The 16626-nt window shown below is 31.5% G+C and carries 10 protein-coding genes and 1 pseudogene; 6 read left to right on the top strand and 5 right to left on the bottom strand.

Features of this window, described 5'->3' with window-relative positions:
• Positions 1-21: 21 nt before the first annotated feature.
• Together T483_RS29895 and T483_RS0126915 are read right to left on the bottom strand one after the other, a co-directional pair.
• Positions 22-234, bottom strand: coding sequence for a hypothetical protein (locus T483_RS29895; RefSeq protein WP_207641448.1), 213 nt, complete (start codon positions 232-234; stop codon positions 22-24).
• A gap of 127 nt (positions 235-361) precedes the next feature.
• A complete protein-coding gene (locus T483_RS0126915) occupies positions 362-2458 on the bottom strand; it encodes a methyl-accepting chemotaxis protein (protein WP_026889618.1) in 2097 nt (698 codons plus the stop codon).
• A gap of 768 nt (positions 2459-3226) precedes the next feature.
• Here T483_RS0126915 and T483_RS0126910 point away from each other — a divergent pair.
• From T483_RS0126910 to T483_RS0126890, 5 genes are all read left to right on the top strand, one after another.
• Positions 3227-3895 (top strand): response regulator transcription factor, encoded by a 669-nt coding sequence (locus tag T483_RS0126910; protein WP_026889617.1) that lies wholly within the window; start codon positions 3227-3229, stop codon positions 3893-3895.
• Positions 3892-4905, top strand: coding sequence for a sensor histidine kinase (locus T483_RS0126905; protein ID WP_026889616.1), 1014 nt, complete (start codon positions 3892-3894; stop codon positions 4903-4905). Before T483_RS0126910 ends, T483_RS0126905 begins: the two co-directional genes overlap by 4 nt.
• A gap of 187 nt (positions 4906-5092) precedes the next feature.
• Complete coding sequence (locus T483_RS0126900; RefSeq protein WP_026889615.1) at positions 5093-5509, top strand: hypothetical protein; 417 nt, start codon at positions 5093-5095, stop codon at positions 5507-5509.
• A gap of 61 nt (positions 5510-5570) precedes the next feature.
• Complete coding sequence (locus tag T483_RS0126895) at positions 5571-6338, top strand: ABC transporter ATP-binding protein (protein WP_026889614.1); 768 nt, start codon at positions 5571-5573, stop codon at positions 6336-6338.
• The gene (locus tag T483_RS0126890) at positions 6328-8352 is read left to right on the top strand and encodes an FtsX-like permease family protein (RefSeq protein WP_026889613.1); all 2025 of its coding nucleotides are present in this window, start codon (positions 6328-6330) and stop codon (positions 8350-8352) included. The genes T483_RS0126895 and T483_RS0126890 overlap by 11 nt, the downstream gene beginning before the upstream one ends.
• Positions 8353-8494: 142 nt before the next feature.
• Here T483_RS0126890 and T483_RS30760 read toward each other — a convergent pair.
• Positions 8495-8641, bottom strand: a pseudogene (locus T483_RS30760) (YwbE family protein); the annotation flags it as partial.
• 306 nt (positions 8642-8947) lie between these two features.
• Positions 8948-11680 carry a sensor histidine kinase gene (locus tag T483_RS29890; protein WP_051560582.1) on the bottom strand — a complete coding sequence of 911 codons (2733 nt, stop codon included), beginning with the start codon at positions 11678-11680 and terminating at the stop codon, positions 8948-8950.
• 650 nt (positions 11681-12330) lie between these two features.
• On the opposite strand from T483_RS29890, the gene T483_RS0126870 reads away from it, so the two are divergent.
• Complete coding sequence (locus T483_RS0126870) at positions 12331-13701, top strand: 8-oxoguanine deaminase (protein ID WP_026889612.1); 1371 nt, start codon at positions 12331-12333, stop codon at positions 13699-13701.
• Positions 13702-13967: 266 nt separating this feature from the next.
• Here T483_RS0126870 and T483_RS0126860 read toward each other — a convergent pair whose 3' ends face one another.
• Positions 13968-16622 (bottom strand): phosphoenolpyruvate synthase, encoded by a 2655-nt coding sequence (locus T483_RS0126860; RefSeq protein WP_026889611.1) that lies wholly within the window; start codon positions 16620-16622, stop codon positions 13968-13970.
• Positions 16623-16626: the final 4 nt, after the last annotated feature.

Genomic DNA, 16626 nt, shown 5'->3' with positions numbered 1-16626 from the left:
TTTTTAGGCTACATTTCAACATCATATTAAAACATAGCCTAAAGTTTTTTCTCTTAAAGTCTTGCAGCCTTCAATAGCTTTAAGGTATCCTTTATCAATAAATTCCTGCTTCGGTTCTATTGTATGTAAATAAAGTTTGTTTTCACCACTATTACTATTTGTAATAGTTACTTTTTCATCTTCATCAATAGAGAGTAACATTTTTGAAACATTACCCCAAATACTAAAAGCCACTGAAATCAGTGGCTTTCATTGTTTTAAAATTCTAAATTCTTTAATTTTAATGTAAAAATGAGCTAAGAAATTTTTTCTTAGCTCATTACATCTTTGACTTGTTATTTTCTTTCACGTGTCTTAAAGCTTACATTGTAGAATCTAATTTAAACATTTTAACTATTTCATCCATTTTCCCAGCTAATTCATTAAGTTTTTGAGATGTTTCTGAAATAGAATTCATAGAATTAGTTTGTTCTTTAGCTATGGCTGCTACTTCTTCCGTAGCACCTGCTGATTCTTCTGATATAGCAGATATCTTCTCAATAGAAATTATAGCTTTTTCTTTATTTTTATCTACATTTTTAATATTTTCTGATAAATTATGAATATGATTTAAGCTATTTTTAATAGAATCCTCAATTAAATCAAAAGATTTTTCTGTTTCAATTACTGCAGTATTAGCTTCACTTACAGCATCCACACCAGTATCCATAGTCTTCTTTGCAAGACTTATTTCTCCTTGTATTTCATTTATAAGCATAGCTATTTCCTTTGTATAATCTGTACTTTGTTCTGCTAAATGACGTATTTCTTCTGCTACAACAGCAAAGCCCTTACCATATTCACCAGCTCTGGCTGCTTCAATAGCTGCATTAAGTGCTAATAAATTTGTTTGTTCTGCAACACTATTAATTGTACTTACTATATTATCTATAGAACCTGATTTATTACCTAAATTATCAACAATTATGGATATTTTACTTGTTGCATCGCTACTTATTTTAAATTTTTTTGTAAGTATATCAAGAGATTTAGAACCTCTGATACCCATTTGTTTAGCATTATTAGAAGTTTCCTTCACCACGTCAGAACTTTTCAATGCAATTTGTATGTCATCAGCCAAACTTTTAATTGTTTCTAAACTCTCTTGAGAATACATTGTATGTTCAGTTGCACCACTTGCCAATTCTGACATCGCTTCTGAAACATTATTAATATACATAACTGTATCCTCAGTATTTGTAGATAGACTTTTAGAATATTCATAAACATGGCTTGAACTATTTCGTAAATTATCAACTATATTAATTAGATTTTGCTTTAAATTAAATACAGCCTTAATCATAATACCTGTTTCATCTTTATTTCCATAAAACTTCTTTGCCTTTTGATCTAAGTTCGAATCCAGATTATAATGAGATATATTATTTATAAGTTCAGTTGCTACTTTAATTGGTTCTGAAATTTTCTTACCTAAATATAGTGCTACAATTATAGATAGCGCTATTCCTATTATTATAACCATAGAAATTATTGTTGTTAATTTATTTATGCCGCTAAGAACTTCACTTATAGGTGGTGCCAAAGTTAGAACCCATCCATTTGAAAGTTTTGTATATGCCAGGATTTTATCTTGTCCATTTTTGCTCTTATACTTAGCAACACCAGATTCTTTTCCTTTTATTTGATCATAAATATCTTTGTAAACACCATCTTTAACTGTAGCTAGATTGTCTTTATATGTAAAATCAGGATGTACTAAATAATCAAATTTATCATTATATAATGCAGCATATCCTGTAGAATATACTTTAATTCCATTTATCAAATCTTTAATATCACTAAATTTTAAATCCACACCAACTACACCGATAAGTATGTTATCTTTAAATACGGGTTTTGAATATGTAATTACGTCTGAATCAATTGTTGATGCAGCATGTGGAATAGACCACTTTCCATCCTTTTGCTTTATGGTTTCATAATACCACTTCATATTTTCATTCTTAGAATCATATTTATCTTTTGTTAATTCTGATTGTATTTCGAAACTGCCAGTACCTTTAGTATCTGCTAGAGTCACATCAGCTACATCACCAGTTAAATCCGAATTCAATATGAAATACATTGATAAATAATCTTTAGAACCATCTGAATAATTTTTTATGGTTGATGCTAATACACCTCTGTATTTTTCCATATATTGCGGATCTGCTTTTAATTGCTGAATATCAAATGTGCTCATGACATTATAATACAAAGAGTCAACTTTATTTTCTGGTAATTCAAATTTTTTATCTAAATTTCCACCTATGCTTTGTGACATATATAAAAGCTTATCCATAGCATCATTATTAATAAATTTTTTTCCTACCGTTATTGAAATTACTCCTAAAACAGAAGATAACACAATGCAGCAAGATATAATAGTTATTATAATTTTAGTACTTATTTTTTTCATCTTAATATTCCTCATATAGTAAAATTTGTAGTCAATTTTAGGCAAACGAGATTTATGCCCTAGATCAATTTCCACCAAACAAACTGACTACATAAGACATAAAATTGCTGGAAAGTATATTGATAAAATAGAATATTTAGGTGGATTTTACCGAATTAATACTATACCACAAATTAATGGAAATTCAAATAACCTTATTATAGACATTATGAGCCTATTAAATGACCATATTGATAAACAATCATACCATCTCTTCCATCAAACATATGCATATCCGCAGTTCTCGAAACAGTTATTACTGCACCAATAGCAAGTCGTTCGTAAACTCACGACTATCACCACATAGGTGCCAATCTTAGGAATTTAAACTTCCATTTTTTTATACTATTGTCTTGGGAAAATTGTAGCAAGGAGGAGGAATAGTAGTTTATGTGGTATTATGTAAAAACATTATAGTATCCGTGAATCTTAAGTGCAAAGATCTTAACATGGCTAAATATATAATTTTTGCTCTACCAAAAAACTAAAAACACCTATATTTTGATATAAATGTTTTTGCTATTATTATATGAATAATTGGACCTTTAATTTTGTTTAAAATTCTCTTTATTTATGATATGTCTCTCAGTATAGCTAGCAAGTGAGATTTTTTGCAACTCGTTAAAGTCTGCATCAGTAAATGATTAAATGATTGTTTCTTTGCAGTAATGGCTATAATTAATTATAATAGCCTTAAGCCAATATTTTTTTAACAAAGGGAGTAAATTTATGCCAAAGATTATTATTATAGAAGATACCGATACTATAAGAGCAGAGCTTAGTACTTTTCTAACAAGATATGGTTATTATGTTGTTGCTCCAACAAGCTTTGAAAATATTATTGATTATACTCTTGAGGAAGCACCGGATTTGGTACTCTTAGACATAAACCTACCTATATTCGATGGATATCACATATGCAGAGAAATAAGAAAAATTTCTGATGTGCCTATAATAGTAGTTACAAGCAGGGATAGCGAGATGGATGAACTAATGAGTATGAATTTAGGAGCTGATGACTTTATTACAAAACCCTATAATACTCAAATTCTTTTGGCAAGAATCTCATCTATATTAAGAAGAATTCAAGGTTCCAACACCCAAGACATAATTTCTTACAATGACTTAAAGCTCAATTTATCAAATGGTACTATTACATACAAAGACAATGCTGCAGAGCTAACAAAAAATGAGCTTAAAATATTGTCCTGTTTGATTAAGAACAAAGGAAAGATTGTGTCTAGAGATGATTTAATGAACTTTATGTGGAGCTCGGAAATTTTTGTAGATGATAATAATTTATCTGTAAATGTTACAAGGCTAAGGAAAAAGCTTGAAGAAGTTGGAATGAAAGATAATATAGAAACTAGACGCAGGCTAGGATATATAATGCCATGAGTATAAAAGATTATTTAAAAGATAGATTTGTATTCTTGCTTATTAATTTTATATTGTTCCTTATTATTTGCGGCATTATGCTGCTTATAAATATTAGCGACAATATAATTCTCTTAACCTTTTGCATATGGTTTCTTCCCCTACTTTCCTCTACAGCTTTAGAATATATTAAAATAAACAGATTTTATACTGATTTGACCAATGTAATGGATACTTTAGATAAAAAATATTTGCTCTGCGAAGTCATTAAAGAACCTGAATTTACAGAAGGCAAGTTTATATATAATTTATTAAAAGTCACTAATAAAGATATGCATGAACATGTAAAAGAATATAGAGACATGCAGAGTGAATATAGAGAATATATAGAAACCTGGGTTCATGAGATTAAGACGCCGATTGCATCTACAAAACTGATTATTGAAAATAACCCAAATGAGATTACAAGAAATATTGATTATGAGATTAATACAATTGAAGGTTACATTGAACAGGTATTATACTACTCTAGAAGTAATAATGTAAGCAAAGATTATATTATTAAAGAGATTTTTTTAGCTTCCCTCATTAAATCCGTGATTAAAAGTAATTCAAGGGATTTTATAAGCAGGAGAATATCTATTGATATTGAAGGTGTGGACGGCTTAGTATATAGTGATACCAAGTGGCTTGAGTTTATATTAAATCAAATAGTTGTAAACTCCATTAAATACTCTAAGGAAAAGGCAGGTAAGGTAAAAATATATTCTATTAAAAATGAAAACAACCTAGTACTTAACATTGAAGATAATGGCATAGGTATTGTAGATAAAGATATAAACAGAGTTTTTGAAAAAGGCTTTACTGGAGAAAATGGCAGGAAACTTAGAAGATCTACCGGTATTGGACTTTATTTGTGTAAGAAGCTTTCTGATCAGCTTGGATTAGGTCTAACTCTAACTTCTCAAGCTGGCGAAGGTACAAAGGTCCGTATTATCTTTCCCCTAGGCCGAAATAATTTGTTTAATTGATATTAAAGGGTTCATAGCTATTGCTTGTTGCGATGCTGTGAATCTTTTATTTTTACATTACAAAAATGTAACTTTAGTGAAATATAAACGAATATGTATCTGTAAAAAATTCTAGTAAGATAATAACTGTGGACAGAACATTAATATATGAGGTTTACAATTCATTATATACAAGGAGGAATTTACTATGAAAAAACTATTAATACCGATACTAGTAGGAGTGCTTATAATTGGTGCTGGCGGCGCTTCTTACAAATACTTTAATGGTCCTAAAATAACAGAGAGCTCAATAACTAAAAGTATAGATGATAACGGAAAAGCTACTGCCCCTTCTACTACATTTAAACCAAAAGATACAGTTTATTTTTCTGCAAAAGGCAAAAAGCTTGCTATCAAAAAAGCTACAGTTGTGTGGTATAAAGGCGAAGTCGCAACAAAGAACAGATTTAAAGTAGATGAAAATATAGAGATAAACAAATCGGGATACTTTACTTCTACGCTATCAGCTCCCGAAGGTCTTGAAGAAGGTCAATATGGTGTAACTATCTATTCCGCAGGTAAAGAGATAATGGAAGGCATTTGGAATTTTGACGTAAAAAATTAAACATTTATAAAGCTGGTATGAAAATACCAGCAAAACATATAAAGTGATGGAGGAATTATGTATGCAAAACATATTAGATGTTCAAAAGATTGAAAAATACTATGGAAACAAAGGGAATATTACAAAGGCTATTGATAATATCTCTTTTAAAGTGGATAAGGGAGAGTTCGTTGGAATAATGGGCCCCTCAGGCAGCGGTAAGACTACCCTCTTAAATTGTATTTCAACTATTGATACGGTTACAACAGGACACATTATTATAAATAAAAAAGATATTACAACTCTTAAGTCAAAAGGATTAGAAGAATTTAGAAGAGATGAATTAGGGTTTATTTTTCAAGATTTTAATCTTTTAGATACCCTTACTGCTTACGAGAATATAGCGTTAGCTCTAACTATACAAAATAGAAAAGCGGCTACAATAGATTCAGCTATAAAAGAAGTTTCAGAAAAGCTTGGAATTACGGATGTACTAAGCAAATATCCTTTCCAAATGTCAGGAGGACAAAAGCAAAGAGTGGCTTCTGCCAGAGCCTTGGTAACTAAACCTTCACTTATATTGGCTGATGAGCCTACTGGCGCTTTAGATTCAAAATCCTCACGACTTCTTCTAGACTCCTTTGAAAAGTTAAACAAAGAATTTCAGGCTACCATACTTATGGTGACTCATGATGCTTTTACAGCAAGCTATGCCCACAGAATTTTGTTCATTAAGGATGGAAGGATTTTTAATGAACTAATCCGTGGAAATGATACAAGAAAGGAATTCTTCAATAAAATAATTGAAATTGTAACTTTACTTGGAGGAGATGCAAGCGATGTTTTTTAAAATAGCAGCGAATAATGTAAAAAGAAGTTTTAAAGATTATTCTATATATTTTCTAACCTTAACCTTTGCTGTATGCATATTCTACAGTTTTAATTCTATTGAGGCCCAAACATCATTGCTTGAGATTGGAAAAAGTACTAAAGCTTATGTAATAACCCTAAATAAGCTTATAGCAGGAACATCTGTATTTGTATCCTTTATTTTAGGAGGACTTATAATTTATGCTAATAATTTCTTAATAAAAAAGCGCAAAAAAGAATTAGGTATATATATGACCTTAGGTATGCCGAAAAGCAAAATTTCAAGAATTTTAATACTGGAAACTTTTTTAATCGGTTTATTGTCTCTGGCGGCTGGAATCTTACTTGGTATTATAGTTTCCCAAGGCTTATCAGTTATTACGGCAAAACTTTTGGTAGTTGATATGAATAAATACAGATTTATTATATCAATAAGTGCAATAATTAAATCGTCTATATACTTTGGAATAATATTCCTTCTAGTGATTATATTTAATCAGGTTATTATCTCTAAGTATAAGCTTATCGACATGATAAATGCTGCAAAGAAAAATGAAGACATAAAGCTGAAAAATCCTGTTATTTCAATAGTTATATTTCTTCTGTCAGCAGCAGCACTTATAACAGCTTACAGCATGGTGTTAAAGGTTGGAGTAGCTCCTGATAATACTACTTTTATAGCCTCCATACTACTGGGCGTTATAGGAACCCTAATGTTCTTTTTCAGTCTTTCCAGCTTCTTAATCAATGTGATTCAAAAGAGCCAAAAAATATATCTTAAAAACTTAAATATATTTATACTCAGACAAATAAATAACAAAATAACTACTAACTTTTTATCAATGACCACAATATGTCTTATGCTTTTTTTAACTATCACACTTTTATTCACCATGTTTGGCTATAAAGGTAGCCTAGATACAATGCTTAAGGGAAATACTTCTTTTGATGCTTCGGCTAAACTAGATATTAATATAAAAGATCAAAAGACAAAAGATATTAAGGAATCCCTTGAGAAAGCAAATTTTAAATTTGAGCCTTACGAAAAACATGTCTTTTTTACTGAATACAAGCTTGATCTTTCCTTAAACGATTTATTAATCAAGTATTTAAGCAAAAACGAGCAAAAGGAACTTCAGTCAAACTATACAGATGGTCCTATATCAGCTGTAAAAATATCAGAATATAATTCAATAAGACAGCTTCTGGGGCAGCAACCCATAAGCTTAAAGGATAATGAGATCTTAGTTGTATCCAACTATGAACATTCTATCAATGCCTTCGATATATTCATGAAAAATGAAAACTCTGCAGTTATAGAGAATAAAACTTATAACATAAAAAATAAAATGCCAATAACAGAAAATATAATTAGTTCAAAAGCTAGTTTGGAATTCCTTTATTTCATAATCCCCGACAACTTTGAAGGAACATTAGAGCCGCATGCATCGTCCTTTAATGCAATCTTCAAAGGCAATAATTATGAAAAGTCTAAGGAAAGATTCTCAAATTTATTTGTTGAGCTTGAAAAGTACAAACTCGAAAAGGATGACTTTATGCTTATCTATGGAAATACACTAGAACAGCTTTATGCAAGCGTATATGGCCCATCAGCTCTTATTGTATTTCTAGGCATATACTTAGGTATAGTATTTTTGATATCTAGTGCTGCAATACTGGCCTTACAACAGTTATCAGAAGCAAGCGATAGTGTGAATAGATACAATTCTCTTAAAAAAATTGGTGTTACTGAAAAGATGATAAATAAATCTATACTAGTACAGACACTTATATACTTTATGGTGCCTTTAGCTTTGGCAATCATACATTCAATAGTTGGAATAACTGTAGCTAATAAAATACTTAGGACTGGTAATAAAAGTATTTTTCAAGGTTCTTCCCTCATGATATCCTTAGCACTTATTGTGATATATGGTGGATATTTTTATGCAACATATTTTAGCTTTAAAAGAATAGTTAAGAATAGCAATTAATATATAAATTTGTAAAGCAGGGTGTACTATCACCCTGCTTTTCTGTTAATCAATAGCTTGCATTATTACATTGATAACTCAAGAATTTAATAGTTACTCTAAATAAATCCGCAAAATTGTACCTCTCCCTAGTTGCTGATCTCTATATCTTTTTGCAATATTCTATACTTTTATTTATCTCTTTCACCCTGCCCACAATACCGCTCTCAAGCATCACTTTTATGCCACGATGATGCTCTGATGAATTGCTAAGTATCTTCTCCACTATTCCTTCTGTCAATTTTCCTGAATATGTACGAGACCGAGTATACTGTAGCTATGCCGACTTTGTGCACTGGACATTCGTGGGTGCCCTTAATGCTATGTTTAACAACAATGTTGAAATTACAAAGACAACCAATTAAGGTTGCCTTTAGTTCATTAAAAAAGAAGATTACAAACTAATATATAATCAGATTTTGCCATAGTTTCATTGAAAACTAACTGAAAAGGCGACTGAATCTACAACGTTTAAAATCTAAAAAATTCATATTGTATTGAATCTGTATGATAATAAATAATATGAATAACATTGAGCAACTTAATTTACGACCTACTATAAATAAATATCAGAAAACTCTACAGTTGTAACCTGAACAAGGCGATTGTCCAATAAATCCGTTGCTGTTTCTGTATCTAGCTCCTCTATAACCTGCTCATTTGGAAACATAATTTTAAATGTACTTCCTTTACCAATCTTACTTTTAACTGATATGCTTCCATCTAATGCATCAACAAATCTTTTAACAAGTGATAACCCAATACCGGCACCTTCCGCCTGTCTTGATAACGAGCTATCAACTTGACCAAATCTATCAAATATAACATCTATCTTCTCCTCTGGTATTCCTATACCATTATCTTTGACTTCAATACATACTTTATTTTTTGTAGTTCGTAACTTTACAACTATCAGTTTTCCTGCAGGGGTAAATTTAATGGCATTTGATAGAAGGTTAAGAAGTATCCTCTCGTACTTTTCATCATCTATTCCCACTATTTTACTTGTTATAGAGGAAGAGAAAATTACAGCAACACCCTTTTGTAAAGCATATGTGGAAACCGACTTTATGATTGAATTTGTTAAAAATACTATATCTATATTCTTTTTATTAATTTTAATCCTTCCTGCATTAACCCGAGTAATATCTAAAAGGTTATTTACCAATCTAAGCTGCCTAAAAGTATTTTGCCTTATTATATTAATGTATTTTTTTGCTTTATCAGGCAGTTCATCTTCACAGATATAATTCATTGCTTGTATAGCTGCATTAATTACATTTAGTGGTGTCCTGAATTCATGAGATATTAGTGATAGAAACTCATCCTTCATCTCCATGTTTTTCTCAAGAGCTTGTCTCTGACCTCTTTCGGCCTTTAGAAGAAGCTCCTGCTGCTGATTTAGTTTTGCTTCATACATTATCTTTTCAGTTACATCATGGCTTGTAACAACTCCATATATGAAGTTTCCTTTGTCATCAAATATAGGGGAGCCACTCACACTTATATAAATCTCTTGTGTTTGAGATTTCATAAGCATTACTTTTTCAATTACTGTTTTGCCATGTAATACATGATAATTAGGAGTATCCTCAAAGGGAACTTTATTTCCGTTAAGGTCATAATATTCTGAAAATTCATAGCTCTCCCCCGCCTTATCAATTGCTCTACCGAAACGCTGTCTGCCTGTCTTGTTTATAAGAATATACTTGCCGTGCTTATCAAATATAAACAAGGCTTCCCTCATGTTTTCTAATATAGCATCAAGCTGGTCTTTTTGAAGCTTGATTATTTCACTCTTAGTTATGGAATCTGTAACGTCCCGCACATGTAATACACCTTTACCAAAGCTTCCATACACATTATACAGAGGTGACCCATTAAATACATAGTATCTCTTGCCTTCCGGATGTTCCATAGCCAGCGTCTGTTCTTGTATTCTTTGTCCACTTAATATGCGATTTACAGGCATATCAGAAGAAAGAACTTCATTGCCTTCTATATCAAAGCATCTTGAAAAAGAAAAACTTTTACTGATGTTTTTATGACTAGACAAGAATTGAAACGTAAGGGCAGCCTTGTTTTGCAGCATACAGTTGCCCTCCCTATCAAAAACTATTAAGCCATCGGATATATTCTCAATGATTGCCTCCAGCAATTCTTTCTTTTCCCTTATCTCTTGCTCATTTATATATTTGTTGGTCACATCACTGAAGCATAATATTGCGGAAGTCAATTCTTCAGCATCATTATAAATCGGGCCGCCATTAAAGTTCAAATATGCTGTGCCGTTCGGTTTCTCAACCCTGAGTACTACATTTTCTATTTTCTCTCCTCTTAATAGCCTTGAAGAAGGCAGTTCATCCCTCGTTAATTTCCTTCCGTTCTCATTATAAAATGATGTATTAACCAAGCTGTCACCAACCTTGCTGATATTCTCTGGTTGGTAAGCGTATTTTTTGCCTACTTCATTGATATATTCATAATCTCCATTCTTGTTGATAATATACAAGGCGTCCTTCATATTTTCCGAAATCAACCTTAATTGTTCCGCCTGCTTTTTTAATTCTTTGTTCTTTTCTTCAAAAAACTTGCGATTTTGTACATGTTCTGTTACTTCGGTAACATTTTCCACAAAATACCTTATTGTCCCATTCTCATATATGGGTACAATGGAAGAATCCCAATAGGTTATACCTCTGTCGTATCTATCGTACGGAATCTCATTTGCATAAAAAACTTCATTTGTATTCAACAAGTTTGTCCAAATTTCCTCATAAACACTTCCTTTATATCCTTTTACAAATTCCTCTGGCTTTCTCCCAATACTGTTTTCTTTTATATTAAACGGCTCATTTAAAAAGCCTATGTAAGTTTCATTTGCTCTTAGAAGAGTTGGGTCAGGTGCAGAGTAAATAGCAATACCAGACTTGTTGGCTTTATAAAGATGTTCGATATACTGAAACTTCTCTTCTAGTCTTGAGTTTGACTTTTCCTTAAAAATATATAATTGTTTATCTCTTTCCTGTATAACTTCAATGTTTACAAACCTAACTTCAAGTGATTTTGTAAACAAAAAATAGTCGGCTGAGCTATCAACTTCTTCATAGTTGACCTCTGGACTGACTCTTAAAGTTGTAAATAAATCTTCTATATTTTTATTTAGAAAATCATCTATGCTATATTCAGTCAATTGTACAAATGCCTTACTTACCTCTATAATTAAACCATCACTTTCCACAATAAAAGGAAGTTCTTTATAGTCTGTTGCGTAAGAAGTATTGTTCATAAGAATCCCCCCCCAAAAAATAAATAATTTTATACCTCATTAAAATATCATATATAATAGTTGTTCCACTTCTTCAGTGCTTAACTAAGAGTTACAATAAAGATTTAGTATCGGACTAATTTCTTGTATTTTAAATGTCACTTCAGTATAGTTTTTATTAATATGGGAATTTTTGAATATTTCTTTTTCAAGACTCCTCAAAAGCCTCTTATCTATATTTTTTATAAAAGTGCTTAACTGCCCACTATCTTCCATAATACCACTTATTTACCCATCTTAGAATATTGTTTATCAATACAAATAACGACAGAGAAACTTGCTATATCCACATTCTGTAAGGCGTTGTCCTTGCAAGTAAAAATTGATTAAAAATACTTTTAAACCCTGTGTGTTTGTCCTCAAAAACAAGGAAAACCTTTGAAATCCACCAAATTATATTTTTAGATACTAAACCACAGGAATCCTTCTATATTCATATGAAAGATAAAATTTATTATAAAAACTATAAATAAAACTATACAAATATCAAAACAATTGATATTATAATACCAAGGAACATATAATTTTATATTTGCGCAAAAACGTGTAGAGTTAACCACTTTGAAATTACTCATTTCAAAGTGGTTTTTTATTTTAAGGAGGATCTTATGATGAAGAAATTAATTTTAAAGAACATTAGACATGCCATAACATTCAATGACAGAGAAGATGTATTTGAAAATGTAGATATATTAATTGAAGGACCTAAAATTACTTCAATAGCTACTTGCCTTGAAGTACCTGCTGAAACCGAAATTATTGATTGTACTGGACTTGTGGCTTTGCCAGGGTTTGTAAATACTCACCACCACTTGTATCAAACGTTATTTAGGGGAATAAAAGAAGTTCAAGAAAAGCCACTTTTCCCATGGCTTATTGGGCTTTATGAATTTTGGAAAAATATAACTCCAGATGCTGTATATTATGGAGGTCTAGTAGGTTTTAGTGAACTTTTAAGAACTGGATGTACCTTAACTTCAGACCATCACTACGTATTTCCAAAGAACCAACCTGACACATTAATTGATGAACAAATAAGAGCAGCACAAGAAATTGGAATTCGCTTTACTGCTACAAGAGGTTCTATGTCTTTAGGTAGAGATCATGGTGGACTTCCTCCAATGTCAGTTGTTCAAGCTGAAAGTAAAATATTAGAGGATAGCGATAGACTTATAAGCAAATACCATGATACAAATGATTTTGCAATGACAAGAATAGCTCTTGCACCATGTTCACCATTTTCAGTTACCAAAGAATTAATGCTTGAAACTAAGAACTTAGCCAGAAAAAGAGGAGTTATGCTTCATACTCATCTTGCAGAAACCATTGATGAAGAGAGATTTTGTATCGAAAAATATGGAAGAAGACCCTTTGAGCTTATGGAAGAACTTGAATGGCTTGGTCCTGATGTTTGGTATGCACATGGAATACACTTTAGCGATTCAGAAATAGATAGATTGAATGGAACTGGTATTGCCCACTGTCCTTCATCAAATATGAAACTTAATAGTGGCATCTGTAGAACTTCTGAAATTTTTAAAAAAGGTGGACATATAAGTATAGCAGTTGACGGAAGTGCAAGTAACGATGGTTCGAACATGTGGGAAGAAGTTAGACGTGCGTACCTTCTAAATCATTTAAAGTATGGAGCTGACGGACTTAATGCTTACGAAATACTAAAGATTGCAACTAGAGGTGGTGCAGATGTTTTAGGAAGGCCTGATACTGGGAGACTTGATGTTGGAAAGGCGGCTGATATAATACTATTTGATCTTAACAAGGTTGAGTATGCAGGATGCCATGATCCACTTGTTTCATTAGTATGCCTTGGAAATTCAAGCTTTACCAAAATGACTATTGTTAACGGAAAGTTAGTATCAAAAGATGGAAATCTTATTTCAATGAATGCAGATGAAATTGGAAAGACAGCTCATAAAATTGCTAAAAATATAGTTAGCAATGAAAGATTACACAAAGGATAGTATTAAAGATTTTTGCTTATATTCTTATATTGATTAATTTATAGATTGTTTCATCTTTTACAAAATGGATAGGATTAGGCCGCCAGTTATAAGAAAAATCCACGACCACCTGTAAATAGCAATTTAAGCTACATACAATGGTCGTGGTTTTCATGTGGAGGCGAAGTGCGACCTTTGAAATTCACCATAGGCAAGTACCAGCTGCATCATTCCCATAGCCAACATGCTTAAAAGAACGCCTATAAAACCTATCATAGAAAAACCGCCTATTCTTCTAGAACTATTACATATCCGCTATTTCCGTCTACTCTGATTCTTTGACCTGTTTTTATCATTTTTGTAGCATCTGAAATTCCAACAACTGCTGGTATTCCATACTCTCTAGCTACTACAGTTCCATGAGTTAAAAGTCCTCCAACTTCCATAACTAATCCAGCTGCATTTATGAAAAGCGGCGTCCATCCTGGATCCGTAAATGGCGCTACAAGAATTTCCCCCTTGTTCAAGGATGCCTTTGAAGGATCAGTTATTACCTTTGCAATTCCCTCAATAACTCCTGAGGAAACAGGAATACCTGGAAGTGCTCCTTTTGGAAGATTCCCTATCTTATAGCCACCTTTTATTTCTTCTCCTTCACTTGTAATAACACGAGGAGCATTTAACTTTTTATAATGTTCATATTCTTCTTTTCTTTTTTCTACTATTGTTTTAAGACTCTCATTATTTTCAATCGCTCTATATAATTCACTGAAATTTACATAGAAAATATCCTTTTCTTCATTTAAATAACCTTTAACAACCAAATTTTCTGCTTCTTTTAGCAATTCCTTCTTAAAAATCATACAAAGTCTCATCATCATAAATTTGTGATGTTCTCTTATTGGAAAAGAATTTCTTAAAACAAATATAAGCCTTTTCACAATTTTAGCTTTAATTTTGCCATGCTTTCTTTGTATTTCTTCTACCATATTTTCTGTTGCTATTTTTGCTTTTTTTATAGTATTTTTGTATTCTTCCCTATGAGCGCCTTCCTCTGAAGTTTTAATAGTTGCAAGTATTGATTTTACAAGTGGCTCAGGATTTTCAATCCATCTATCTCTAGCTATATCTATTTCTCCTGAAGCACGCACTCCGTACATATTTATAAAATCATTAAAAAAGCTCTTAAATTCCTCATTTCCTTTAACTTCATTTATTCTTGAAACCAAAGTTTCATAATCTTCATTTTCAAATTCATCAATTAAACTTTGAGACTTTCTCACCATATCCGCCAAATCTCCAGTAAGTAATCCCATTTCTGCTGTAATGTTTCCTTCTAAACCTTTTGCAATTATATTACTATAATTATTTGTTCCTAAAAGCTTCATTTCCAGCTTTTCAAGAAGCTTAAAGGCAATAATTCCTGGAGCTAAATATGGTACTATTATTTTAGCATCCTCATAAAGACTTGCTTTTTCATGTATTATATTTAACTTTTCAGTACCTTTCTTTGAATTTAAAATAGCCTTCAAGGTATCTTCTTCACGCTGCTTAATATAATTATTCATAAACTCCACCGTTCCAGTTAGGTTAGTGAAAAGAAGGTTTTTCATAACTTTAACTGCTATTGGAGCTATATATTTTAAGAAGGGTCTTAAGTTAGCTTTCTTTCCTTTAAACTTTTCCTTAAATTCTTCTCTCTTTAAGAGCTCACCTAAAGCCTCTGCCATCAAAGCATCTGCATTTGTTAATAAAGCTAAAAGCTTTTCCTTTATTCTTTCAGAATTCATAAAACCACTTACATCTGCATAAATCCTACCACCTGCTGAAGCTAAAATTTTATATTTTTCTTCTCTTTTAATATTTCTTCCAAAAGGCAGCATATCTCTAAATAAATCAAGCCCTAAAGGGGATATTGGATCGGTCATCACTTGAAGGTGGTTTATAGAAATATATACATGTGTGTTATCATCATTGTTATTAGGGGTTGGAAGTGGAAATAATGATGTAATTGCACGACTCTGCACAATATACAATTCACCATTTTCCAAACACCACTCAATATCCTGTGGGCAGCCATAATGCTTTTCTATTTTCATTCCAAGTTCAGAAAGCCTTTTAATATCAGAATCCGCCATGACTTGGTTAGTAGATTTTTCACCTGTAATATCAACTTTTTTAGTTCCCCCACCTTGAATTGGCATTATAGCGAGTTTCTTTTCTGCTATAGTCTTATCTATTATTTCCTCTTTTTTCTTATTAAATTTATATATATCAGGAGATACAAGACCAGAAACTAACGCTTCTCCAAGTCCAAAACTTGCATCAATAGAAATAATTCCTCTATGCCCTGATACAGGATCTGCAGTAAACATAATACCAGCTATATCTGGAAGAACCATTTTTTGAACTACTACAGACATATGCACTTTTTCATGTTCAATTTTATTTTGCAATCTGTAAAGTATTGCTCTATCAGTAAATAATGAAGCCCAACAGTTTTTTACTGCATTAATTAGCGAATCTTTTCCTTTAATATTAAGATATGTATCTTGCTGACCTGCAAAAGAGGCAAAAGCTAGATCTTCTGCTGTAGCACTTGATCTAACAGCATAATAGTTATCAATCCCAATCTTATCAGCAGCTTTAATGATTTCTTCTTCTACTTTTCTAGGCATTTCTGCTTGTTCTATTTTTTCTCTTAATTTAATCCCTATGGTAGCAATATTTTCAAGATTTGCATCTTTAATTTCTTCTACAATAAAACTATAAAGTTTATTATAATTTATAAATTCCTTATAACTTTCTGTAGTTACACAAAATCCAAAAGGAACTTGAAAACCAGCCTTAGTCATCTCTCCCAGATTTGCACCCTTCCCTCCTACAAGTGATAAATCTTTTCTATCTATTTCATCAAAGTACAATGTATACTTATTTACCATAGTG

The sequence above is a fragment of the Clostridium beijerinckii HUN142 genome, assembly GCF_000621745.1.
Lineage (GTDB): Bacteria > Bacillota > Clostridia > Clostridiales > Clostridiaceae > Clostridium > Clostridium beijerinckii_A.
The sequence above is the reverse complement of the archived record's forward strand: the minus strand, read 5'-3'. Positions and strand labels throughout refer to the sequence as shown.

Bases quoted from the DNA above. Each gene is read 5' to 3' on its own strand.
- T483_RS0126915 (WP_026889618.1), bottom strand. From the start codon at position 2,458: ATGAAAAAAATAAGTACTAAAATTATAATAACTATTATATCTTGCTGC.
- T483_RS0126910 (WP_026889617.1), top strand. From the start codon at position 3,227: ATGCCAAAGATTATTATTATAGAAGATACCGATACTATAAGAGCAGAG.
- T483_RS0126905 (WP_026889616.1), top strand. From the start codon at position 3,892: ATGAGTATAAAAGATTATTTAAAAGATAGATTTGTATTCTTGCTTATT.
- T483_RS0126900 (WP_026889615.1), top strand. From the start codon at position 5,093: ATGAAAAAACTATTAATACCGATACTAGTAGGAGTGCTTATAATTGGT.
- T483_RS0126895 (WP_026889614.1), top strand. From the start codon at position 5,571: ATGCAAAACATATTAGATGTTCAAAAGATTGAAAAATACTATGGAAAC.
- T483_RS0126890 (WP_026889613.1), top strand. From the start codon at position 6,328: ATGTTTTTTAAAATAGCAGCGAATAATGTAAAAAGAAGTTTTAAAGAT.
- T483_RS29890 (WP_051560582.1), bottom strand. From the start codon at position 11,680: ATGAACAATACTTCTTACGCAACAGACTATAAAGAACTTCCTTTTATT.
- T483_RS0126870 (WP_026889612.1), top strand. From the start codon at position 12,331: ATGAAGAAATTAATTTTAAAGAACATTAGACATGCCATAACATTCAAT.
- T483_RS0126860 (WP_026889611.1), bottom strand. From the start codon at position 16,622: ATGGTAAATAAGTATACATTGTACTTTGATGAAATAGATAGAAAAGAT.